This window comes from Cytobacillus kochii, from assembly GCF_020171845.1.
GTDB classification, from domain to species: Bacteria; Bacillota; Bacilli; order Bacillales; family Cytobacillaceae; genus Cytobacillus; species Cytobacillus kochii.
The window spans coordinates 1-22,772 of sequence record NZ_JAIVAM010000023.1 but is presented as its reverse complement, the minus strand read 5'-3'; the positions used below and the strand labels follow the sequence as shown (position 1 = coordinate 22,772).

Sequence of the window (22,772 nt, the reverse complement as noted above, 5' to 3'; positions counted from 1 at the left end):
TCATAAGTAAGGAGCATTTCTTCGTATATTTTTACGTGATAGAAGTAACCCCTGTCCTCGGCTTGAGGATTATAAATTGTCATACCGCACCTCCAAATTTTAGTGAACATAATACAAATCCAGTTAATAAACCCTCTTCCAACCATCTTTAAGCCGCCTGTTCAAATCATGTTTTTGTAAAAGTCTCATATAAGTAAACAGGTCGCCCCTCTTCCTTTCGAAAGAGAAGCATCCATTTACGCTGCCTTTTATTCTTGGACATTACTTAACCCTCTGTAATTTAGGCTCGTCCTCATCTTCTTCATCGATAGATAATTGACCATCAGGGACAGATACATTTCCATCACCATCTACGCTATATTCAATTCCTTCATGACCATCTTCATAAAATTCATCAATGGACATTTGAGAAGGCTGTACACCAAGTGTTACATTGCTGCCAGCATACGGATAAAGCTTGTTCACCTTGCCCTCTGCATCTCGTTTGATATTAAACTTCAAAACTGTTTTCTTATTATCACGTTGGATAGAAACAAATTCCGCACCTAACGATTCAACTTCACTTTCTTCCACAGTTAGAAGAGAAATAGTACCTGGCATTTTCAATAATTCATCCGCATGCGGTAACTCATCGCTCAATACATGAAACATAAGGACCTCTTTCTTATCATCCTTTTGCATTTTTTTAAATAGAACGTTTAGTTTAATGTTTGTCATTTTATTAGCTCCTTTAAAATAGATTAGTAGGTTTTAAGGAAAATACAGCTTAATACAGGCGTTATGCATTCAATTTAGACTGAATGTATTGATTAATGCCTTCTATCTCTCTAACAAGCTCTATTAACGTGAGAGCATTAGATTGTTTTATTTTCATCTGAACAAGCTTTTTCATCGCCTGTTCGACTGTTGGGAAATATCCAAATGTTTTAAATAGGGCTTTACCTTTGTTATCTTCTTTGCCTGTGTATTCCTTGATTACAAAGCACTTATCATCCGATTCAAGGTATAAGTTACCTTCAATATTCACCTTCATTAGTAAGCCTTGCCCCCGTGTCTGTAAGAACGTTTCTTATTAAATTCCATCTTTTCAGTAATAGCTTTTTCAAGGTCAATATTTCTGGAGCCGCATAAATCGCCAACCCTTATAACGATATCTGCTAATTCCTCAATGAAATTCTCATTGTCACCTTTACGATCTGCTTCAAGTGCCTCACTAACTTCACTGTGGATGAGAGCCAACAATGTACCTGTCTCCCTTGGCTCATCATGCCATCCATTTGCTTTTGCTATTTGAAATGCTTCAGTACACATTTGATTGATATTCATTTACTTACCTCCTGGAGTTTCTTTAATTTTTCTAATAAGTACTCATGCTGCCGTTCTAAATTCTTATGATGTAATTTAAAATCCTCAAACTGCTGAACCATTGCTTTCCTGCGTTTAGCCTTTTCTTTTTCACGTTGATATTGTGTATTAACTATAGAAAGTTGATTCTTTTGTGAGTTAATTCTCTTACCCTGTGCAAGGTACATTTTTTCGATTTTCTCAACAACAATTTCTAATTTCTTGGTAGACACCGACTTTTGATTTTGGATAAGATTTTTCAGTTCATCAATGCCGTTCATATTCTTGTCCCCTTTTTAGAACCAACTATTTTCACTTTTTTCTACATCAATTTTTCTAAATACTGCTTGCACTAATTCATATTCCAATTCAGAATATGTTAAGTTTTCTAAGGGAACACCTAGCTGCGATTCTCTGACTCCAAACTTTCTCAAATTCTCTAATACAAATCTGTGTTTAAGCCTTCGCTCAAGTTTCTTTTTATTAACTAATAGTGTTCGCCTCATGTCTTCACCTATAAAACTTTCTGATAAGGAGAATGTGGCATATGCAAGTTCTTATAATGATCACGTTGTAACCGCGTATTTTTAAGGCTTTCTTCAAGAGCTAAATTCTCTTCAGCCATTTTCATAAAATTTTTGAAGCGAACTTTATTTTTGATTTCTTTATTGATTTCTCTTTGACTTTCTACTTCCTTAACCAGCCAATCTAAATGTTGAAGACGGATGCGACCTGTTTTGATATCAGCTTTAATCTCTTCTAACTTGTCCACAATTTATCCCCACTTTCTTAATTAGAATTTTCCTGTTTTAAGAAAATACTTTGCTTGGTAATAAAAATGATGGTAAATCCAATTGCCACTAAATTTTTGATCTAAGTACACAATTTCAAAATTGTATTTTGCTTTAAATGTATTGAGCCTTCCGAGTAATGCTAATGGATTGTATTTTGAACGGTACTCTCCTTTTAGCATCTTTTCATAGCCATTCAGGTCCTCCACAATTAATGTGAAGGGAATGTCTTTAGAGCGAATCAACTCATTTTCAAATGCTGTCTGAGTATCTTTTTGTAAATTGCCTGTTATTTCATCCATATGTGCTTTGCGCTCTACTCGGCTATTCAAAAATATGTCTCTCATTAAACCGAGCTCTTCATTTTTAGGGATCATGCAGCCGTAATCACCAGTATCCAATTTTTGATTTTTTATAGGGATATCTTTCTGGTGTAAATAATTCAAAATATGGCCGTTTACATTTTCACGAGTATCAATAACAATCGTGAGTGTTTTAAGGATTTTATTTAGTTCTGTATCTGTGTAATGATAGGAGATCATTTATAATCGCCCCCAAGTCTGATAATCAGCTTCTGACATTTCACAATCATTTTCTCTTATAAAATGCTTACGTTCCTCTTCCTTAACCGATGGAAAGCAGTCATTACAACAAGTTTTTCCACCATATCGATTGTAGTGACCAACATAGCCACCATGCATTGTGTGGAACGCTTTTTTCTCCTTACATAAATAGCAGGTAACTGGATGGTTTAAAAATTTCCCATCTGAACTTTTAATTTTTTTTCGTTTCAAAGCCATCTTATTTAGCACCTTTCACATATTTAACAGCTCGCTTATACAGTTCTTTTGCCATTACATTCGATTCCTCATTTTCAAATTGCCGATAATCTTCATAGATGTCCTTCCATCCATTCTTAGCCAGGACAATCATCCAGTCATCGAACAATGAAAGAGAATCCTCTTCAGCGCATAACCAATTATTTAATTTTTCATTATGCTGCCAGCCGCATATTTGATGAACCATTTTCATGATTGTGATTTTTTCCGCGCTTGAGTCTTTCCATGATTTAAACCATTTATCAATTGCTGAAAAATTTTGTTCAGCAGCTTGCATAACTTCTACTGGTATTAAACTTTGATTTTTAATCGCAATACGATCATCTTCTTTATCAAGATAGATATTTGCACCGGATTTCCATATTTGGCTGAGAACCATTAACACTTGCAAATCTATCACCTCTTGTTATCAAAAGTTACTAAAATGTGTTACTGAAAATCACTAAAAAATCGCATCTGTTACTAAAAAGTAACACCTTTGACCCCTACAGCCCCAAGGGTTTGAAGGACATCTGTTACTTTTGTTACCTATTTTGAGCATTAACTCTCCTAATAAGTACTTATATATATATTTATTTTTGTTTATATATATATTTAGTAACAAAAGTAACAAAAACAGTATATAAAGTATCTTGAACCCTTGATATATAAGGGTTTCACGAGAATTTAAATGTGTTATTTTTAGTAACACTTTCGCTGTTTTCATCGTTTTCTAGTAACTTTTGCTGTATAAAAGTATTTTTTCGTTCTATTAAAGTAACACCTTTGATGAAATACTTGTTTCTGCTTCCACGTTCTCTTTTTAATCCTTGGGATTCTAAAATCCGATAAAATGCTCGATTTTTTAATTGATGCTCACCATTTTTAAAGCACCAATTTGAATAAACCTCGTACAATTCTTTAGCTTCAATCTGAACATCTTCTCTTTTGAAGCAACATTCGAACATAAATGGTCCGATTATATCCATCTCTTCTTTGTAATCGCCTGTTGCTTTCATCACAATATCTGGATCATTTAATCCTGACTGCTGCCACTTCATGCATCCTTCAATCGCCCAATTCAGTATGCCGGACATTTCAAGACTCAACTTCTCAGGAAGTTTTTTATCCCTTTTTTCTTTTGGCAGCTGTAGATTGAAAGGAATTAATCGAATACGTCTCCAGATACCTTCATCTACACCTTTGATTACTGGTTTATGGTTAGTGGTAAAGAATACTTTAAACTCTGGTATGAACTCAAAATATTCTTGTCTAAGGAATCGAGCTAGTACAGGCTCCCCGCCAGTAATTTGCTTAACAAACGCTTCAGATAATTGTTCACCATCTTCACTTTCTATAGCTGAGACAAAGCGCGAACCTACTAACCTAGCAATATCATTATTTGCTCCAGTTTCTTTTTTCTTAATGAAGGTATCTGACTTTGCTTGTTTACCATACTCACCCATCAGATCCTTAATAGTGTTGATGAATGTTGACTTGCCATTACTACCACCACCGATAAGAAAGACCATAATTTGCTCCGTAATTTCTCCTGTTAAGGAATAGCCAATTAACCGTTGCATATATTCAATAAGCTCTTTATCGCCCTGAAAAATCTGTTCTAAGAAATTAAGCCACTCTGGACATTTCGCATTTTCATCAAACTCAATATTGGTGATTTTGGTTAAATGTAAATTGCGATCATGCGGCTGCAGCTTTCCATTTTTTAAATCAACAATGCCGTTCTCTACGTTGAATAAGTATTTATGTCTATCAAAGTCCTCGCGCTCTCCTGGAACCAACGGCATAAGGTCCTTAATGCTATTCATTCGGATATTCCTTCGCTCACACATCCGAGCCCATTTTGTTTCTGATTCATCTTCTGACTTATCAAGGCTCCGAAGTACTTTTGCAGTTATTCTTTCTATTTCTTTTTTAGTGTCTAGCTTCCATCGTTTACCGTCCCAGATTAACCAGCCCATATCGCTAACATACTTGATTACATGACCATATTCGTATGCTATTCGTTCAGCATTTCCAAGCTCAGTTAATTTAAATTTCTTCTTCGGTTTTTCCTTTGGTTCGTCTGCTGCATCATCTTTTTGAAAATCGAATTCATATGTGAATTCTTCGAACTGCTCTTTGTTATCCAATATTGTTGTAGCAGTTGATGAAATGGCAGTTGCAATTGTTCGCTCACCATATGTTTCATTGGTATCCCTAAAGTGGATAACATCCCATTTATCGCGCATAAGACCTGATTCACGAAACATCGTATCCATCCGAGTAGCTGATTTACCTGTCCAAAATGCTAAATGATTACAGAGGGCTAAATCACTTGCAGAATGATCATCATTTATTAAATGGCCGTTGTATAATGATCGAATTTCATCACCATTTTTACTCCGAAATATCCTTTCCCATAAAACATCATTAGTTATCTTGATTTCATCTTTTTCAAATTCTGCTAAATTCACACGACCTTGAATGTCGCTATCATCAAAATACTGCTCAAATACTTCTGCAAGTTCATCTGTCCGTTCATAGACTTCATTTGAATTTTCTCGATTACCTGTGAAGCTGAAATAACGGCCGTATGAATAAATTTCTAGTCCATGTTTAGTGTTCTTTCTGCCAGTCCCTAAAACACCTTGTGGGACATTCCCCTTTATGATGATGTGAACACCTTTCCCTGATGGAGAAAACTCTGTATAACTATCTAAGGTGTCTATAATTTCTGTAGAGAAGGTATTCGTCTTACCATCAACTACACATTTATCAATATCAATTCCTATGTAGTTGTCTTGCCTACTAAACACAAATCCTATACCGTCATAATCGCCTTCTAAATAGAATTTGACTGCTGTTGCAAATGTTGACCAGGTACGTCTATTATTGGCCTGCGCCATTTCTCCATTCACTTGATACGGAACTTTAGTTGGCTTGTTATTACGTGTTTCAGATTTCCACAAAATCCATTGAGGGAGGGCTTTTAGTTCGGCAGGGATTTCGTTAAAATTGTATGGATTTTCTTTCATGTTGCCCCTCCTAGTTTTCCTTATAAATCAACCCTTGGCGAAACATGTGTGAATGACATTCGTGAATCATTTTTGTACTAAATCGATACTTTGCCCAATCATGACCAATTTCTTTTTTGATTTTCCTAATCGCTTTCGATTTTGAAGGCTCCTGAATGCCATAAATGAACTGTTTACTAACGCTACTCCAAATACCATACATGCCCGTTTTTGGACTTTTAGCCACTGATTTTCACCTCTTTTTCTGTTTTTGGGTATAAAAAAGAGAAGCCGGCAAAACCAACCTCTCTATTTAATTACATTCTTCAAAATGGAATATCATCATCATTGATTGTGAATGCACCAGGTGCCATTACTGGCTTTACATCTGATACATCATAATATTTAGCTTTAGCAGCTGTACGTTTTTGTTTAACACCATCAACTACTTTGTCGTATTCCTCATGTTTTACTGTGATTTTCAAATTTTTATTTATAAGCTGCTTGGCCATGTCTTCTGCTGAATCGAATGCATGATTATTAGCGAAGCCACATGCTTTTAATAATGAGTTGACGATCTTAACAGAAATTTCATGTTCAAAAGTGAAAGTATTGTAAAGTACTTTTGCACCTTGATGATTCTGAGGCACATCACTACGAATCTCAAAGTCTACCGATAGTTTAGGCTTGCCCCCCTGTGTCTCTCCTGCTTCTGCGTTCTGGATAACTGCTTCATACTTACCTTCCGCGACTAATTCAAATCCTGTACTTGCGTTTTCTTCATCAAATTTAAAGAATGACATTATTTATTTCCCCCTGTATTTTAGTTTGTGGAAGGTACTACGAAGATCTCTTCCTGTTTACAACCTTTTCTATTATCCAATTGATTCTTTGCGTAAATGCTGTTCGTCCCTTCTAAAACAAACCCCCTTTCACCTTCTTGATTAATCATTAAGCGACCAACAACATCACATAGCCCCAATACATTATTTAAAATTTTCCCGTTAATTTGTGGATATGAGCGATTGTATTGCTGACCTTCTGCTGTTGTATAAAGGTCTGTTGTTTCCCAAGCATTAAATACAATTCGATCTGCTAAGTTCTTCATCCATCTGAAGCTATTTACCACTCGAAATTGCATTTTTTGATAATCTCCTTGGGATGGAACCCCCTGATTCCGTCCGATGAAACCTAAGTGGGATAGCAAGCAACGTTCTAATTCTGATACATTATCAATTGCAATATTGTCATATTTTCCTTTGGTATCTTTTAAATGCGTTAATAATGCTTCCCAATATTCCCAAGTATTTTGATTGTCGACATAAATAATATCTATGTTTTTTTCACCCTTAAGGACTTGTGAAGTACGATCAATATCGAGTACTAATGTTTTACCTGGCAAATATCGAATGGTGTGTGTTTTCCCCATGCCAGGATTAGCATATAGCAAGTATGTTTTTCCTTCCTTCTCAATTTGAGTTGCATTTTTAGAACTGAAATCAAATTGTTGAGTCATATTCACAACCCTTTCTATTAAACTTCCACACTATAGGAGATTGATTCCGGCTTAATTGTTACCCCAGTTTTTTTAAGCCCTTTTATTAAATTCATACCTCTAATCCCCTTTTTATATCTTGTTTTAACAGCGTCATAATTCACTTTGTATTTTTCTGCAATTTCCGATAGAGTAAGATACTTTCCGTTAATACTAGTTATGACATTTGTACGAATATTTCTCGCTTGTTCTTTAGCAGTTGCCCATCTGCAGTTATCAGGATAATATCCTTTATTTCCATCAATACGATCAATTGATAAGGTATCAACATATCCGTTATTAATGCTCCAGTCATAGAAAGATTGAAAATCATTAAACCATTCTTCACAAACACTTATTCCACGTGCACCATAATTTTCGTAATCAGGATTATTTGGTTGGTGACACCTATTTTTCATGTTTGTCCAAATTCGAAATAACCTGGAATTGGTTTTTCCGTGTTTATAATTTCTCTTTGCTGTAAATTCACTAACTAAACAACCGCAGCTTCTAGTTCGACCACTACTTAAATCACCTGAAACAATAATTTTTTCTGAACCACATTCACATTTACATAACCAAGTTCTTTTGCCGAGCTTATTAGAACCACAGGACTTTATTGCCGTTAAACGTCCGAATTTTTGACCTGTTAAATCTTTAGGTTTTGGCATTATCAAACCTCTACACTGAATGTTGTTGTTTCAGGTTTAACAGTGACCCCTGGAATGATTTGGCCCGTCTCATCAACCGCAACCTTATCTCCGGACACTTCCACAATCTTGAGAGATTTTTTAAGGTCAGCCCATTTCACACTATTCTTGATGTAATCATCCATTCCGTTTTCGATAACGTGCTGCAGGATAGCTTCTTCATTACCCTTTTCAGGTGCTTCCTTTGATTTTCGCGTTTTCGATTTCCCATAAGGTGTGCTAATTGTTTTAGCTTTGGGATCCTGTTCAAGTTGCTTTGCATGGTATATGGCAATCATATTTTCAAAGAATGATAGACTATTATCTATTGTGTAAAGCTCCCCACGTTCCCATTCAGCTATACGATCACGTTCAATTTGTGCTAGTTGCTTAATCTCCTTTTCCTTTGACTTAAGAGCTGAAAGTTTACGGAAAGCCCAATTCAAGCTATTCAAATCAGTTATTTCAAAAGGTACCTCCTGTGCTTGAATTTCCTCAACTTCCATAAGATCCATTTGCTGTAATGCATTCATTTATTTTTCCTCCTTTTCTCTAAGTACAAAATCTAAATATTCATATGTCTCCACTAAGTCGTCAAAGAGATTACTGCCGCCTATTGCTTGATGATATTGCTCAAGAATTTTATAAAACGGCTCTAATTTATCAACCTGTGGACTGAAAACTGTACGACTTTTTGAATCAAAATATGACATTCTCTAAACCTCCAGTTGATTTTTTAAATAACCTTTTATAAACTGAAGATGACTATTAAGCTTTTTTATGACCTGTTGTTGGCGCAACTGGTCTTTTATTTTGGCTTTTAACAAATGCTCTGTGGATTGCCATGTAACGATCTGCATAATCCATTTTGTTCCACACTTTTGTGCTGATTCTCATATTCTCACCTCCTTAAAATTCAACTTCGATTTTTACCTTCATTGGAATTATTTGCGATAAGGTAACAATTTTCGCACCTTCTCTTACTAGCTTCTTTACGAAGTCTTGTGCTTCATCCAATGTTTCAAAGTATCTTACTTTGCTAAACATTCCTGACTGAGGATTAACATTTACTACGTAATTATGATTTTCATTGCATTCCATTATGCTCACCTCCCTTCAATTAGAACAAAAACTGTTCATCAAATTTTGCATAATGATTAAAAAAAATAGAAAGGAAATTGATTGTTATATTACTGCTTTTTCTCTCTTATTCATCCATGTAATAAAGGTTTCTTTTCTAACCCTTTTTGTTATCCCAATTTCGATACAAGGAATACCACCAATATCTGGGTTTAATTTGAACAATTCATACACTTTCTTACGTGAAATACTTAGGTACTGAGAAATATGCGCCGCGGTCATCATTTCTGGATAATCTTCAAGCGATTTATTTTGATTCATATTCAACACTCCTTGGAATTTATTAACCTGCTGACTTTATAAGATCAAATAATGAACGGGGTAAAATTTCCTTTGCAGCAGCAATTCTAAATTCTGCAATGTTAATCTCTAATATTTCTGCAAGGGCTATGTTAATTTCATCTCTTACAGGTGGGATTTTTCCATTTTGTAATTTACTTAATATAGATTTATCTAAACAAATATCTTTTTTGGCTAAACGAAATGATATCTGTGTAAGAGACAAACCCTTCTTTTCGATTGCATTCTTCAACATGGTTTGGTAACTCACGACTTATCACCCCCTACAATTTATTTAGTGACTTAAAATTCTACTGTTGATTTTTTCGTCACTTCGTACAATTATCATAACAAGCTCCGTTTCACAATGTCAATGACTAAAAAATCACTTATTTTAAAAAACGTTGATTAAAAATTCAACAATGTGGTATATTAGTAACAAGTAGTAACTATCACATAAGATTATGGAGGATTGAGATATGCATTACTCTGAGTTGATAGACTCTTATATTAAGAAAAGTGGTATGAGTCTAGCTGAAATAGCTGAAAAGATGAGGGTTGAAAAGGGAGTGAAAGTTGATCGTACCTATATTTCGAAATTAAGGAAAAATCCCAAATACGCTGCAACTGAAGAAATCAACAAGGCTTTTGCAGAAGTTACTGGTGGAGATGTAAATAGATTGGTTTGGGCAGGATTAGTATATAGTTCACATCCTAGTATTAGGCATATTCTAAATTTTATTGATGATGAAGTTGTATTCAAAGCAATGAAAGTAATGAATAAATATCCTGGTTATTTTAATATGTCAGAAGAAGATCAGGCTGTTTTTGAAGATGATAATGATGTCAAAGATTTTTGGGACTCTTTAAATGAATTTATGAGCAGTTCAAATAAATTGGATAACTATATAGAAAACCAAGTTAAAGAAAAAACTAATGAATATAATTTTAATGATTATCAAACAACTGAGTTACCACAATATTCAAGTCAAATCCCGATACCGGTTTTAGGATGTGTACAGGCTGGACTGCCAATAGAAATGATAGAAAACAATGAAGGATATACATTAGTTGATCCAAATATTTTAAATGGGAAAGAAGGTTTTGCTCTTAAAGTACAAGGTAACAGCATGATAGGTGACAGAATTCAAAATGATGATATTGTGATTGTTGCTAAACAAGAAGAAGTGCAGCCACATGAGATTGCAGTAGTTGCGGTTAATGGAGATCATGCAACTTTAAAAAGAGTGAAACGACATGGAGAAATGTGCATGTTGATACCGTCTAACCCTGCGATGGAACCTCAATTAGTTCCTGCTAAAGATGTTCACATACTAGGTAAAGTTGTGGAAGTAAAATTTTGGCCTAAATAAGGAGGATAATATCTGTGAAAGGACATTTTTATAAACCACATTGCAAATGCGAAGGAAAAAAAACAAAAAAGTGCTCTTGTGGAGCTAATTGGGCTTATATAGTTGATATAGGAACAGATCCTAAGACTGGGAAAAGGAAACAGAAGAAAAAAGGAGGATTCAAGACTAAAACAGAAGCACAAGAAGCAGCAAGTTTACTTATTGCAGAACTTAAACATGGACATTATGTTAATGAGTCTAATATTAGTTTTGAAGAGTTTGCCTATGAATGGCTTTCAATGTATGAAGCAACTGGAAAAGTTAAAGTGAGTACAATTAGAGTTAGAAGACACGAAATATCCCGTCTATTAGATTACTTTGCAAAGTTGAAATTAAAGAATATAACAAGAAAAATGTATCAAGATGCACTTAATGGATTAAAACAAAGAGGTTTTGCAGAAAACACAATAGATGGAGCGCATAGAACTGGTCGCATGGTTTTTAAAAAAGCAATTGAAATGGAATTAATAAAAAAGGATCCATCAGAATTTGCACATGTACCTAAGGAAATTAAAACTGTTGAAGATTTAGAAAATGAAGATGAAATACCAAAATATCTTGAAAAAGATGAGCTTTCTAAATTTCTTAATACAGCAAAAAAAGACGGGTTAGATCAAGATTACACAATGTTTATGGTCTTAGCCTACACAGGAATGCGTGTGGGTGAATTGTGCGCACTAAAGTGGAATGACATAGATAGTGAAGAAGGAGCAATTAAGATTACAAAGACTTACTATAACCCAACAAATAATATGGTGGAGTATAAACTATTAACTCCAAAGACTCCAACCGCAAAGAGAATTATTGATGTAGATCAAGCAATAATCAAACTTCTTGAAGAACATAAATCTGAACAGAAAAAACTTAAAATGATGTACCGAAATAGGTACTATGATAAAGGTTTTATTTTCACTAATATTGATAAATATCCCGGTTACCCAATGTATATAAAAAAAGTGGAGAACCGAATGAGTCGGTTAATGAAAATTGCAGGCATAGAAAACAAATTGACACCTCACTCTTTAAGACATACCCATACATCACTTCTTGCTGAAGCAGGAGTTAGTTTACCTGAGATCATGAAGCGTCTAGGGCATAAAGATGATGATACAACTAAAGATGTTTATTTGCATATTACAAAGTCCATGAAAAAAGAGGCTTCCCAAAAGTTTGCTCGACTAATGGAAAACCTCTAATTTTTTAATCCGAATGTTACCCTTTCGTTACCCGTAGAGTAACATTCTTTATACAAACTCTTTATTCATAAGGTTTGAATGGTGTTTTCTACATCATTCCACCCATTCCACCCATGCCGCCCATATCAGGCATTGCAGGAGCAGCGTTTTCTTCCGGCTTGTCAGCAACTACAGCCTCAGTTGTTAGGAACATGGCAGCGACTGAACCTGCGTTTTGTAGAGCTGAACGTGTTACTTTGGCAGGGTCAACGATACCAGCGTCGATCATGTTTACCCATTCGCCTGTTGCAGCGTTGAAGCCAGTGCCTACTTCTTCGCGTTTTAGGCGATCTACGATGATAGATCCTTCTAAACCTGCGTTGTGAGCGATTGTGCGTACTGGCTCTTCCATTGCACGTAGAACGATATTGATACCTGTTTGAACATCGCCTTCTTCTTCTAATGCAGCAACTTTGTTGTATACGTTAAGAAGGGCAACACCACCACCAGATACCATACCTTCTTCTACAGCTGCGCGTGTAGAGTTTAGGGCATCTTCAATGCGTAGTTTACGTTCTTTAAGTTCTGTTTCTGTAGCCGCTCCAACTTTTACAACTGCTACGCCACCAGCTAGTTTAGCAAGGCGTTCTTGTAATTTTTCACGGTCGAATTCAGAAGTTGTTTCGTCCATTTGTTTACGGATTTGGTTTACGCGGCCTGCGATTTGGTCGCTTGCACCAGCACCTTCAACGATTGTTGTGTTTTCTTTTGTTACAACGACTTTAGAAGCGCGTCCTAGAGAGTCGATTGTAGCAGATTTAAGGTCACGACCTAGCTCTTCAGTGATTACTTCACCGCCAGTTAGGATAGCGATATCTTCAAGCATTGCTTTACGACGGTCACCGAATCCAGGCGCTTTAACAGCTACTGCATTGAATGTTCCACGTAATTTGTTCACTACTAATGTAGATAATGCTTCGCCTTCTACATCTTCAGCGATAAGAAGTAATGGTTTACCTTGTTGTACTACTTGCTCAAGTACTGGTAATACTTCTTGAATGCTTGCGATTTTTTTGTCAGTGATTAAGATGTAAGGATCATCTAATACTGCTTCCATTTTATCTGTATCTGTTACCATGTAAGCTGAGCTGTATCCACGGTCGAATTGCATACCTTCAACGATATCCATTTCTGTTGTGAATCCTTTAGATTCTTCGATTGTGATAACACCGTCGTTACCTACACGCTCCATAGCTTCAGCGATTAATTGTCCAACTTCTTCGTCAGCAGCAGAGATGGATGCTACTTGCGCAATAGACTCTTTGCCTTCGATTGGTTTAGAAATCGCTTGTAACTCTTCAACTGCTGTAGCAACCGCTTTTTCGATCCCTTTACGGATACCCATTGGGTTTGCACCAGCTGTTACGTTTTTCAAACCTTCGCGGATCATTGCTTGCGCTAGAACCGTTGCAGTTGTTGTACCGTCACCAGCTACGTCGTTTGTTTTACTTGCTACTTCAGCAACTAGCTTCGCACCCATGTTTTCGAATGCATCTTCTAGTTCGATTTCTTTAGCAATTGTTACACCATCATTTGTAATTAATGGAGAACCGAATTTCTTCTCAAGAACCACGTTACGTCCTTTAGGTCCAAGAGTTACTTTTACTGCATCTGCAAGTGTATCCACACCACGAAGCATCGCGCGGCGAGCGTCTTCACTAAATTTAATATCTTTAGCCATTATTAAGTACCTCCTCTAATAGTTAAAAATCTTTATAATAAGTATATAGCTGTTTTTTTATTAACCGATCACAGCAAGAATGTCGTTTTCACGTAAAATTAAGTATTCTGTACCTTCGTATTTCACTTCTGTTCCTGCATATTTTGAGAAGATAATAAGGTCGCCTTCTGCAACTTCTAATGCTACACGTTCACCATTTTCTAGTACACGTCCAGTACCAACTGCTACGACTTTACCTTCTTGAGGCTTTTCTTTCGCGCTATCTGGTAGTACGATACCGCTTGCAGTTTTTTCTTCCGTTTCAACAAGCTCGATAATAATTCGATCACCTAGTGGCTTCAACAAGTGAAACAACCTCCTCAATTCATTTGAAAATTATTTTATTAGCACTCGTTAGTCTTGAGTGCTAACACAATTATTATATTAATCAAAACTACTCTTTTTTGCAAGTAAGAACCTTGCAATTTTACAAAAAAAAATGCGAACCTCTCCATTCTATACAACTTCTATTTGTTTTATGCACTTCATAAGGATGTACTATTTGAAACCAATAGTGTTTAACAGGTAAAATAAATATTAGTGTAACTTCTTTATGAATAGGAGACTAGCCATTGAAAAAAGAGTATTGGTTTATCATTATGATTTATATAGCCATGCAATTATCAGCCATCGTTGGCGTTCCTGCCATTCTTTTTCTAGGTAATATGTTAGGATACAGCTTTGATGAGGTTGCAAAAATTGCCCCGCCACTCTGGATTGTCATTAGTTTTACAATTACCCTTCTCTTAACTTTGTGGTTTTTACGGAAAGAAAGCAAAGAGATGCCAATGAGGAAACAAGCACCATTATCGACTTCTATCGGGTGGGCGATTGCAGGTATTCCGCTAGCATTTATTGCTCAAACCGTTGCAGCGAATATTGAATTAATGCTCGGCATTGAGATGGGGTCAGACAATACACAGCAAATTATGTCTTTAATTGAAACATCTGCTCTCGTGATTATCGTTGTTTCCATTATTGGTCCGATTTTAGAAGAGATCATTTTTAGGAAAATCATCTTTGGTTCCTTGCATAAACGATTGAACTTCTTTTTATCAGCACTAATTAGTTCATTAATTTTCTCTCTCGCGCATGGGGAAATTGAGCACTTAATTCTTTATGCAGCGATGGGCTTTACGTTTGCGTTTTTATATGTAAAAACCAATCGTATTCTCGTACCGATCATTGCTCATGTAGCGATGAATACCTTTGTCGTTGTGATTCAATTGAATATGGATAAGCTAGAAAAATATATGACAGACTTAGAAACGGTACAAATGATTTTTAGCAGATTAGGATGATGTTAGATGAGAACACCTTTGTTCACAGGGATTATCTCCCTTCTTTTTGGATTTGTATTTATTTATTTTGCGATTATTAATCTTCAAAACGGTGGAGGTTGGGGATTTCTAACGATCTTCATTTTGATTTTTGCCACTTTTGATATTGGTGGCGGGATTAAATTAATAGCTATGCATTATCGTATGAAAAAGAAAGAGGATAAAAAATAGAGCTGACTCCATGCGGGTCAGCTCCTTTTTTATGATGGATAGTGTTTTAAGAAGTATACTAATGATTGCAATTCGACCGCCAAATCAATATGATGGATGCGAATATGGGAAGGAACCGTTAACCGCGCTGGCGTAAAGTTCAAGATTCCCTTTACATGACTTTTAACGATTCGATCCGTAATTGGTTGTGCGGCATGAGACGGTACAGTCAAAATGACAACTTGAATATGGTGCTCATCAATCAACTTTTCTAGTTCATCTAAATGACGGACAGGTACTTCGCCTACAGACGTGCCAACCCTACTTTCTGAAACATCAAATGCCACTTCAATCTTTGTATTATTATTTTTTAAAAAATTATAATTTAAAAACGCTGTACCTAGATTCCCTACACCAATTAACGCTACCTTTGTCACTTCATCTTGATCGAGTGTCTTACGGAAAAATCCTAATAAGTAATTTACGTTATATCCATAACCTTTTTTCCCTAATGCACCGAAATAGGAGAAATCTCGTCGAATTGTTGCAGAATCTACTTTCACCGCTTCACTTAATTCTGCTGAAGAAACTCGCTGCTTTCCTGATGCGTGTAAATTTTTCAAAAAACGATAATACAAAGGCAATCGTTTAGCCGTTGCTTGAGGGATTTTCGTTGATTCATTGGACATAGGCTCCACTCCATTCCATTTACTTAAGCCCTTCTAAAATCACCGTTTTTACCACCGGTTTTCTCTACTAAATATGTTGGTCCTATTACCATGCCTTTATCTACTGCTTTGCACATATCATATACCGTTAAAGCGGTAGCTGTAGCAGCTGTCAACGCTTCCATCTCTACTCCGGTATGCCCATTTGTTTTCACTGTACAATCAATATGTAATACATACTGATCCTCTACCTCTTCCCAATTGAAGGATATATCAATTCCGGTTAAGGCGAGTGGATGACACATCGGGATGATATCAGATGTCTTTTTTGCAGCCATAATGCCTGCCACTTGAGCAACAGCAAGCACATCACCCTTTTTCATCGTGCCATCAGTAATCTTCTGATAGATTTCTTGATTTAGCTCAATACTACTATGAGCAATTGCTGTACGGGCAGTTTGTGGTTTTTCACTCACATCCACCATCTTCGCTCTGCCTTCTTCATTAAAATGTGTAAATTCAGCCATTCATAACACCTCACATGAAAATGATACACTATTTTGATTCATCTGTGTAATGTAGTTTTTTATATATTCTATCCAAATAGTGACTTTATTGCCGAACCTCACCTGATTAAGGTACACTATCACTATAACAGAGGTGAAATATAATGATATTATTACAGGTTAATCAGCTTTCGAAAAGTTTTGTGGCTGATCCTATATTAATGAATATAAAGCTTGAAGTACAAACGAGAGACCGCATTGCATTAGTTGGACGTAATGGTGCGGGAAAATCAACTCTTTTAAAAATTATTGCTGGACATATGTCCTATGACTCCGGTGAAATTATTCAATCGAAAGAAACCAAAATCGGTTATCTTGCACAAAATACAGGACTAGAATCTGAGCTATCTATTTGGGACGAAATGCTTACCGTGTTTGATTATTTGCGTAAACAAGAGAAGGAATTGCGCTTACTAGAAACACAGATGGGCGATGCAACACTCATCGAAAACGGTGAAGCTTACGATAAAATTTTAAAAACCTATGATCAAATGCAAGTCAACTTTAAAGAACAAGGTGGCTATCAATACGAGGCAGACATTCGTTCTGTACTACATGGCCTTAATTTTCAATCGTTTAGCTATGATACAAAAATTTCTGCATTAAGCGGGGGGCAAAGGACGCGACTTGCACTTGCGAAATTATTGTTAACCAAACCTGATTTACTGATTTTAGATGAGCCGACAAACCATTTAGATATTGAAACATTGTCCTGGCTAGAGCAGTATCTTAGTGGTTATGATGGTGCTATATTAATTGTCTCACATGACCGCTATTTCCTAGATAAAGTCGTCAACCAGGTATATGAACTATCACGTAACCATATTAAAAAATACGTTGGTAACTACAGCAAATATCTTGACCAAAAAGCAGCGAATTATGAACGTGATTTGAAAATGTATGAAAAACAACAAGAAGAAATTGCGAAACTAGAAGACTTTGTTCAACGCAACCTTGCCCGTGCTTCGACAACGAAGCGTGCACAAAGCCGGCGCAAGCAGCTTGAGAAGATGGAGCGAATGGATCGCCCCCAAGGCGATGAGAAATCAGCGACATTCGGCTTTCAAATTGAACGTCAATCAGGCAATGATGTGCTAACCGCTGACTCTTTAGCCATTGGCTACCAACAAGAAAAGATCAGTGATCACATTTCATTTCGCATGTCTCGAGGCGATTCCATTGCTTTAGTAGGTCCCAATGGTATTGGAAAGTCGACTTTATTGAAGACCCTTGTAGACAAGCTACCTGCTTTAGATGGCACGTTTCAATATGGCTCAAATATCCGCATTGGGTATTACGACCAACAGCAAGCTGATTTGAGTTCAAATAAAACCGTATTAAACGAGCTCTGGGATGATTACCCTCTCATGCCTGAAAAAGATGTCCGTACCGTGTTAGGTAACTTCCTCTTCTCTGGAGATGATGTCTTGAAAATTGTCTCTACATTGAGTGGTGGAGAAAAAGCAAGATTAGCACTAGCTAAGTTGATGTTGCAAAAAGCAAATGTCCTCATACTAGATGAGCCGACCAACCATTTAGACCTTGATAGTAAAGAAATTCTTGAAAATGCACTAATTGATTTTCCAGGTACGCTCCTCTTTGTCTCTCATGACCGCTATTTTATTAATAGGATTGCAACAAAGGTGATTGAGTTATCAACAAGTGGAGCAACGGAATTTTTAGGGGATTATGATTACTATGTGGATAAAAAAGCGGAAATTGAAGAAATAGAGCTTTTTGAATCAGCAGACCTGCCACAAGAAAGTATCACTAAACCAGAAAAGCAAAGTTATCAACAAGATAAAGAAGCGAAAAAACTAGAAAGACAACGAAAAAGAAGACTGACAGAAATTGAACAGTTAATCGAAGAGTTAGAAGCGCAAATTGAAACTTACGATGAACAACTCTGTGACCCTGAAATCTTCCAGGACCACGAGAAAGTCCTCGAGATTACAACTAAAAATGAGGCTATAAAAGCACAACTCGAGCAGTTACTTGAAGAATGGAGCGAATTGGGCGATTTAATGTAATTGAGCGTAGCTGGGGATAATCTAATTATCCCCAGCTTTTCTTTCTTCAAGTAAATTGTCCACATTTTTATTCACAGCATAAACGGATTAACAATAGGTAAAACAACACTTTTCCACATTATCCACAATTTTTATGATACTTATCAACAAAAACTCTGAAAATTTTAACATTATCCACAATTGATGTACTACCAAGACTTTATTTGATATTGTGAATAACTTTCTGTCATCACTAAAAATAAAAAGACTAGTGAATAGATGATCATGATTCACTAGTCTTCATTATTATTGTTGAAACTGTATATCTAACCCCGGGTTTGCATTCATACTCATATCTGAGAACATCCCTTTTTCGAACATTATTGCCCCCACTGCAGCAATCATCGCTGCATTATCTGTGCATAAATGTAATGGCGGAATGACTAAGTCTATCTCTTCCTTATTCTTAAAGGTCTCTGTTAATGCTTTCCGAAGTCCTTTATTTGCTGCAACGCCACCCGCTAATAGTAATTGTTTCACATCATATGCCTCTACTGCTTTTAAGGTCTTGGTCACTAATACCTCAATGACGCTTTCTTGAAAGCTCGCTGCTAAATCCTCTGGTAAGATGGTCTCTCCACGTTGTTCAGCATTATGCACTGTGTTGATAACGGCAGACTTCAATCCACTGAAACTAAAATCAAAGGAGCCTTCTTCTAGCCACGCACGAGGAAGCTTAATTGTCGCTTCTCCTTCATGGGCAAGGCGATCAATATGCGGCCCTCCTGGATATGGCATATTTAGAACTCGCGCTACTTTATCATATGCTTCTCCAGCAGCATCATCCCGTGTTTCACCAATAACTTCAAAATCACCATGTGCTTTCATATAAACAAGCTCTGTATGGCCCCCGGAAACGACTAATGCAAGCGAAGGGAAAGTCATTTCTTTAATTAAGCGATTGGCATAAATATGCCCTGCTATATGGTGCACCCCAATAAGTGGCTTTTGATGAGCAAAGGCAATCGCCTTCGCTGCATTTACACCGACAAGTAGGGCACCCACTAACCCTGGACCTTCTGTCACAGCAACTGCATCGATATCGTTCATCGTCATACTCGCTTTATTTAACGCTTCTTCTAATACAATGGTCATTTGTTCTACATGATGCCTTGAAGCGATTTCTGGTACAACCCCGCCAAACCTTTTATGACTTTCAATTTGAGAAGCGACAACATTAGCGATGATCTCTCTACCATTTTTAATGATGGCTACTGCTGTTTCATCACAGCTTGTTTCTATCCCTAATATATATTGATCTTTTTTCATTTTATATTCACCCACATTACTAAAGCATCTTCATGATTATCCGAATAATAATTTTTTCTAATTCCGCCTTCTTGAAAACCTAGCTTGCTATACAACCGTCTTGCTATCATGTTACTCACCCTTACTTCTAGGGTCATTTTAAGGGCACCCATTTCTTTTACAACATCCATCAGCTGGACCATTAACGCCTCGCCAAGTTTCTTCCCTCTATATTTGGGTAGTATCGCTACATTTGTTACATGGGCCTCGTCTGTGACCACCCATGCCCCACCGTATCCTATCAATTCTTCTTCGTCTTCTAATACAACGTAGACCGAGAATTGGTTCAATGTCATTTCATTATAAAAGGCCTCTCTACTCCAAGGTGAAGAAAAAGATGCCTGTTCTACTTTTAATACTTCATCAATATCATCTTCGTTCATTAACCGAAACGTTAATTTACTGGTCATTGGAGCTTGCTCCCTTTCGTAGCTTCAATCCATTTTGCCTCTGCCTCAGCAAGACGGATATAATTAGGGACAAAATTATGGATATCAACAGCTTCCTTATCTCTACCTAAAATCGCCAATTCAGAAGGACGAGGATTTTGTTCAGTTACACGTGCAAAATATGCCCGATCCCCTAAGTCTGCTTTAATTTGTTCCTTGTGTATGGATAAATCATTACCGACAAATAAAACCGGTTCTTCTTTATTTAATAAACGTTGCGTCCAATTAACGGTCAACGTTAGATGATCCGATGCTAGATCTAATAACCGACTCTCTTGAAATTGATATAAGCCAGTATAAATCTGACCTCTTCTCGCATCAAATAACGGTGAAATGACACCGTTAAAATAACTACCTGCACTCGCTGCCAAAACAGCTAGACTCGATACACCTGAAAGAGGTATATTCAACGTCCAAGCTAATGTTTTAGCTATGGTTACACCAATTCTTACCCCCGTATATGAACCGGGTCCTTCTGCGACAACAATCTTTTCGATATCTTGTGGCAACGTATCGCAATCCTTTAAAAGCATTTCTATCGCGGGCATTACACGAACTGAGTGATTCTTTTTGATATTCGTGATATATTCCCCAATAATTTTGTCGTCATCTACTAGAGCGATCCCTAGTGTAAAATTTGACGTGTCTATAGCTAATATTTTCATTTTACTAACTCCTCACACAGCTTCACATAGCGTTTTCCTTTTGGATGGAGCGCTATTCTTCGTTCTTCATTTCCGGTATAATGGATTGCAATCTTTAACCTTTCTTCTGGCAGTTGCTCTTCTATTAGATGTGCCCATTCCACGACGGTCACACCCTGCCCATGAAAATACTCATCAAACCCAAGATCTTCATCGCCATCTTCCACCCGGTAAACATCCATATGGTACAAAGGCAGACGGCCATTGTATTCCTTTATAATAGTGAATGTTGGGCTATTCACATTTCGTTCAATACCAAGGCCTAACGCAAGCCCTTTCGTAAATGTTGTTTTACCTGCCCCTAAATCACCTTCTAATAAAATGACATCACCTGCAGCTGCTTTTTCTCCTAGCCTCTTTGCAAATGCCATTGTTTCTTCCGTATTTTTTGTATCCCACTGGAATTGATCCATTTTATCACCTACATTTGGTCTTTCATTTATTTACAATAATAATGACACATATACATGTAGTTTACATGATTTTTTCATAGACATCAAAGAACACTTTGATTTGTCGGGACAGTAACCTTTTGCGCGCAATTCCGGGCTCTTTTTCTTTTTCTTTTGCGCGTATCTTCCTTTTACGCGCAATTCCTTGCTCTCTTTCTTTTTCTTTTGCGCGTATCTTCCTTTTACGCGCAATTCCTTGCTCTCTTTCTTTTTCTTTTGCGCGTATCTTCCTTTTACGCGCAATTCCCGGCTCTCTTTCTTTTTCTTTTGCGCATATCTTCCTTTTACGCGCAATTCCCGGCTCTCTTTCTCTTTCTCTTGCGCGTATCTTCCTTTTGCGCGCAATTCCTTGCTCTTTTTCTCTTTCTTTTGCGCGTATCTTCCTTTTACGCGCAATTCCCGGCTCTCTTTCTCTTTCTCTTGCGCGTATCTTCCTTTTGCGCGCAATTCCTTGCTCTTTTTCTCTTTCTCTTGCGCGTTTCTTCCTTTTGCGCGCAATTCCCGGCTCTCTTTCTTTTTCTTTTGCGCGTATCTTACGTTCCCGCCTAAAACTTTTCAACACTATCTTTTGCCTGTATCTACTATTTAACGGTTATTTCCGTAGAGGCAACTAAAAATAGCTATTTTTAGAAGATACTTAACATATTTTTGGTTTACGCATCCTAATTTGCATTTGTTTTTTTGACAAAAAGAAAACCCGCCTATTGGCGAGCTAAAGTGATAGTTTCTCTAGTAATATACAATATGAAGAATAAACTGATCATTACAGCTATTGGGATAGATTAAACGTAAGGATTTTTGTAAATAATAAAGTGTTATATGTCTATCAAGAACTTACAAATTAGTCATGATGTACTTTTTTACGAGGCACAAAACAATTCTACTTGAACCTTTAGAACCTACGTTTTCTACATAAAAAAAACGAAACAAGTTCCCTGTTTCGATACGTTTCACATATAAAATTAAACTGGCGGTCCGGACGGGACTCGAACCCGCGACCTCCTGCGTGACAGGCAGGCATTCTAACCAACTGAACTACCGGACCAGATTGCGGGGGCAGGATTTGAACCTGCGACCTTCGGGTTAT

Annotated in this window: 34 protein-coding genes and 1 tRNA gene; 5 read left to right on the top strand and 30 right to left on the bottom strand. The window is 36.7% G+C overall.

Annotation, left to right across the window (positions count from 1 at the left end; all coding sequences use genetic code 11):
* Positions 1 to 261: 261 nt before the first annotated feature.
* The 20 genes from LCM23_RS25040 to LCM23_RS24950 form a co-directional block, all read right to left on the bottom strand.
* Entirely contained in the window at positions 262 to 717 is a 456-nt protein-coding gene (locus LCM23_RS25040; protein ID WP_224939246.1) for a hypothetical protein, read from the bottom strand.
* A gap of 61 nt (positions 718 to 778) precedes the next feature.
* Positions 779 to 1,033: a hypothetical protein gene (locus LCM23_RS25035; RefSeq protein ID WP_224939245.1), complete on the bottom strand. Its 255-nt coding sequence runs from the start codon at positions 1,031 to 1,033 to the stop codon at positions 779 to 781.
* Positions 1,033 to 1,326, bottom strand: a complete 294-nt coding sequence (locus LCM23_RS25030) for a MazG nucleotide pyrophosphohydrolase domain-containing protein (protein WP_224939244.1) — start codon at positions 1,324 to 1,326, stop codon at positions 1,033 to 1,035. Before LCM23_RS25030 ends, LCM23_RS25035 begins: the two co-directional genes overlap by 1 nt.
* A complete protein-coding gene (locus tag LCM23_RS25025) occupies positions 1,323 to 1,625 on the bottom strand; it encodes a hypothetical protein (RefSeq protein ID WP_224939243.1) in 303 nt (100 codons plus the stop codon). The genes LCM23_RS25030 and LCM23_RS25025 overlap by 4 nt, the downstream gene beginning before the upstream one ends.
* Before the next feature lie 15 nt (positions 1,626 to 1,640).
* Positions 1,641 to 1,850, bottom strand: coding sequence for a hypothetical protein (locus LCM23_RS25020; protein ID WP_224939242.1), 210 nt, complete (start codon positions 1,848 to 1,850; stop codon positions 1,641 to 1,643).
* Positions 1,851 to 1,858: 8 nt separating this feature from the next.
* Positions 1,859 to 2,116, bottom strand: coding sequence for a hypothetical protein (locus LCM23_RS25015; protein WP_224939241.1), 258 nt, complete (start codon positions 2,114 to 2,116; stop codon positions 1,859 to 1,861).
* A 21-nt stretch (positions 2,117 to 2,137) separates the two neighbouring features.
* The gene (locus LCM23_RS25010) at positions 2,138 to 2,677 is read right to left on the bottom strand and encodes an ERCC4 domain-containing protein (protein WP_224939240.1); all 540 of its coding nucleotides are present in this window, start codon (positions 2,675 to 2,677) and stop codon (positions 2,138 to 2,140) included.
* Positions 2,678 to 2,935, bottom strand: coding sequence for a hypothetical protein (locus tag LCM23_RS25005; protein ID WP_224939239.1), 258 nt, complete (start codon positions 2,933 to 2,935; stop codon positions 2,678 to 2,680).
* A gap of 1 nt (position 2,936) precedes the next feature.
* Positions 2,937 to 3,365, bottom strand: coding sequence for a hypothetical protein (locus tag LCM23_RS25000; RefSeq protein WP_224939238.1), 429 nt, complete (start codon positions 3,363 to 3,365; stop codon positions 2,937 to 2,939).
* Between the two features lie 265 nt (positions 3,366 to 3,630).
* Positions 3,631 to 5,991, bottom strand: coding sequence for a phage/plasmid primase, P4 family (locus LCM23_RS24995; RefSeq protein ID WP_224939237.1), 2,361 nt, complete (start codon positions 5,989 to 5,991; stop codon positions 3,631 to 3,633).
* A gap of 10 nt (positions 5,992 to 6,001) precedes the next feature.
* Entirely contained in the window at positions 6,002 to 6,217 is a 216-nt protein-coding gene (locus LCM23_RS24990) for a hypothetical protein (protein WP_224939235.1), read from the bottom strand.
* A gap of 79 nt (positions 6,218 to 6,296) precedes the next feature.
* Entirely contained in the window at positions 6,297 to 6,773 is a 477-nt protein-coding gene (locus tag LCM23_RS24985) for a DUF669 domain-containing protein (RefSeq protein WP_224939234.1), read from the bottom strand.
* Positions 6,774 to 6,793: 20 nt separating this feature from the next.
* A complete protein-coding gene (locus LCM23_RS24980; protein WP_224939233.1) occupies positions 6,794 to 7,486 on the bottom strand; it encodes an AAA family ATPase in 693 nt (230 codons plus the stop codon).
* 17 nt (positions 7,487 to 7,503) lie between these two features.
* Complete coding sequence (locus LCM23_RS24975; protein ID WP_224939232.1) at positions 7,504 to 8,175, bottom strand: hypothetical protein; 672 nt, start codon at positions 8,173 to 8,175, stop codon at positions 7,504 to 7,506.
* Positions 8,176 to 8,177: 2 nt separating this feature from the next.
* Positions 8,178 to 8,726 (bottom strand): host-nuclease inhibitor Gam family protein, encoded by a 549-nt coding sequence (locus LCM23_RS24970; RefSeq protein WP_224939230.1) that lies wholly within the window; start codon positions 8,724 to 8,726, stop codon positions 8,178 to 8,180.
* Complete coding sequence (locus tag LCM23_RS24965) at positions 8,727 to 8,906, bottom strand: hypothetical protein (protein ID WP_224939229.1); 180 nt, start codon at positions 8,904 to 8,906, stop codon at positions 8,727 to 8,729.
* Between the two features lie 55 nt (positions 8,907 to 8,961).
* On the bottom strand, positions 8,962 to 9,090 hold the full coding sequence (locus LCM23_RS26010; protein WP_263624439.1) for a hypothetical protein: 129 nt from the start codon (positions 9,088 to 9,090) through the stop codon (positions 8,962 to 8,964).
* Positions 9,091 to 9,102: 12 nt separating this feature from the next.
* Positions 9,103 to 9,294: a hypothetical protein gene (locus tag LCM23_RS24960; protein WP_224939228.1), complete on the bottom strand. Its 192-nt coding sequence runs from the start codon at positions 9,292 to 9,294 to the stop codon at positions 9,103 to 9,105.
* Positions 9,295 to 9,378: 84 nt separating this feature from the next.
* On the bottom strand, positions 9,379 to 9,594 hold the full coding sequence (locus LCM23_RS24955) for a helix-turn-helix domain-containing protein (RefSeq protein WP_224939227.1): 216 nt from the start codon (positions 9,592 to 9,594) through the stop codon (positions 9,379 to 9,381).
* A 22-nt stretch (positions 9,595 to 9,616) separates the two neighbouring features.
* Positions 9,617 to 9,883, bottom strand: coding sequence for a helix-turn-helix domain-containing protein (locus tag LCM23_RS24950; RefSeq protein ID WP_224939226.1), 267 nt, complete (start codon positions 9,881 to 9,883; stop codon positions 9,617 to 9,619).
* Positions 9,884 to 10,091: 208 nt separating this feature from the next.
* Between LCM23_RS24950 and LCM23_RS24945 the strand changes: the two genes are divergently transcribed.
* Positions 10,092 to 10,985, top strand: a complete 894-nt coding sequence (locus LCM23_RS24945) for a LexA family protein (protein ID WP_224939225.1) — start codon at positions 10,092 to 10,094, stop codon at positions 10,983 to 10,985.
* A 14-nt stretch (positions 10,986 to 10,999) separates the two neighbouring features.
* The gene (locus LCM23_RS24940; protein WP_224939224.1) at positions 11,000 to 12,220 is read left to right on the top strand and encodes a tyrosine-type recombinase/integrase; all 1,221 of its coding nucleotides are present in this window, start codon (positions 11,000 to 11,002) and stop codon (positions 12,218 to 12,220) included.
* An 88-nt stretch (positions 12,221 to 12,308) separates the two neighbouring features.
* Here LCM23_RS24940 and groL read toward each other — a convergent pair whose 3' ends face one another.
* Positions 12,309 to 13,940: a chaperonin GroEL gene (gene groL, locus LCM23_RS24935; protein ID WP_224939223.1), complete on the bottom strand. Its 1,632-nt coding sequence runs from the start codon at positions 13,938 to 13,940 to the stop codon at positions 12,309 to 12,311.
* 60 nt (positions 13,941 to 14,000) lie between these two features.
* Positions 14,001 to 14,285, bottom strand: a complete 285-nt coding sequence (gene groES / locus LCM23_RS24930) for a co-chaperone GroES (protein WP_095370804.1) — start codon at positions 14,283 to 14,285, stop codon at positions 14,001 to 14,003.
* Positions 14,286 to 14,551: 266 nt separating this feature from the next.
* Between groES and LCM23_RS24925 the strand changes: the two genes are divergently transcribed.
* The gene (locus LCM23_RS24925; RefSeq protein WP_224939222.1) at positions 14,552 to 15,280 is read left to right on the top strand and encodes a CPBP family intramembrane glutamic endopeptidase; all 729 of its coding nucleotides are present in this window, start codon (positions 14,552 to 14,554) and stop codon (positions 15,278 to 15,280) included.
* A gap of 6 nt (positions 15,281 to 15,286) precedes the next feature.
* Positions 15,287 to 15,490 carry a DUF4305 domain-containing protein gene (locus LCM23_RS24920; protein ID WP_095370806.1) on the top strand — a complete coding sequence of 68 codons (204 nt, stop codon included), beginning with the start codon at positions 15,287 to 15,289 and terminating at the stop codon, positions 15,488 to 15,490.
* 29 nt (positions 15,491 to 15,519) lie between these two features.
* On the opposite strand, the gene LCM23_RS24915 is transcribed toward LCM23_RS24920, so the two are convergent.
* On the bottom strand, positions 15,520 to 16,158 hold the full coding sequence (locus tag LCM23_RS24915) for a redox-sensing transcriptional repressor Rex (RefSeq protein WP_224939221.1): 639 nt from the start codon (positions 16,156 to 16,158) through the stop codon (positions 15,520 to 15,522).
* Positions 16,159 to 16,181: 23 nt separating this feature from the next.
* Complete coding sequence (gene moaC / locus LCM23_RS24910; RefSeq protein WP_095370808.1) at positions 16,182 to 16,664, bottom strand: cyclic pyranopterin monophosphate synthase MoaC; 483 nt, start codon at positions 16,662 to 16,664, stop codon at positions 16,182 to 16,184.
* A gap of 143 nt (positions 16,665 to 16,807) precedes the next feature.
* Here moaC and LCM23_RS24905 point away from each other — a divergent pair, with 143 nt between their 5' ends.
* Entirely contained in the window at positions 16,808 to 18,733 is a 1,926-nt protein-coding gene (locus tag LCM23_RS24905; protein WP_224939220.1) for an ABC-F family ATP-binding cassette domain-containing protein, read from the top strand.
* Between the two features lie 285 nt (positions 18,734 to 19,018).
* Here the strand turns inward: LCM23_RS24905 and tsaD are convergent, their stop codons facing one another.
* The 6 genes from tsaD to LCM23_RS24875 all read right to left on the bottom strand — a co-directional run bounded on the left by tsaD (position 19,019) and on the right by LCM23_RS24875 (position 22,730).
* Positions 19,019 to 20,041: a tRNA (adenosine(37)-N6)-threonylcarbamoyltransferase complex transferase subunit TsaD gene (gene tsaD / locus LCM23_RS24900; protein WP_224939219.1), complete on the bottom strand. Its 1,023-nt coding sequence runs from the start codon at positions 20,039 to 20,041 to the stop codon at positions 19,019 to 19,021.
* Complete coding sequence (rimI, locus tag LCM23_RS24895; RefSeq protein WP_224939218.1) at positions 20,038 to 20,490, bottom strand: ribosomal protein S18-alanine N-acetyltransferase; 453 nt, start codon at positions 20,488 to 20,490, stop codon at positions 20,038 to 20,040. Before rimI ends, tsaD begins: the two co-directional genes overlap by 4 nt.
* Complete coding sequence (tsaB, locus tag LCM23_RS24890) at positions 20,487 to 21,194, bottom strand: tRNA (adenosine(37)-N6)-threonylcarbamoyltransferase complex dimerization subunit type 1 TsaB (RefSeq protein WP_224939217.1); 708 nt, start codon at positions 21,192 to 21,194, stop codon at positions 20,487 to 20,489. Before tsaB ends, rimI begins: the two co-directional genes overlap by 4 nt.
* Positions 21,191 to 21,646 (bottom strand): tRNA (adenosine(37)-N6)-threonylcarbamoyltransferase complex ATPase subunit type 1 TsaE, encoded by a 456-nt coding sequence (gene tsaE / locus LCM23_RS24885; RefSeq protein WP_224939216.1) that lies wholly within the window; start codon positions 21,644 to 21,646, stop codon positions 21,191 to 21,193. The genes tsaB and tsaE overlap by 4 nt, the downstream gene beginning before the upstream one ends.
* Before the next feature lie 61 nt (positions 21,647 to 21,707).
* Positions 21,708 to 22,247: a hypothetical protein gene (locus LCM23_RS24880; RefSeq protein ID WP_224939215.1), complete on the bottom strand. Its 540-nt coding sequence runs from the start codon at positions 22,245 to 22,247 to the stop codon at positions 21,708 to 21,710.
* Between the two features lie 406 nt (positions 22,248 to 22,653).
* Positions 22,654 to 22,730: transfer RNA gene (locus tag LCM23_RS24875), tRNA-Asp, on the bottom strand.
* Between the last annotated feature and the right edge of the window lie 42 nt (positions 22,731 to 22,772).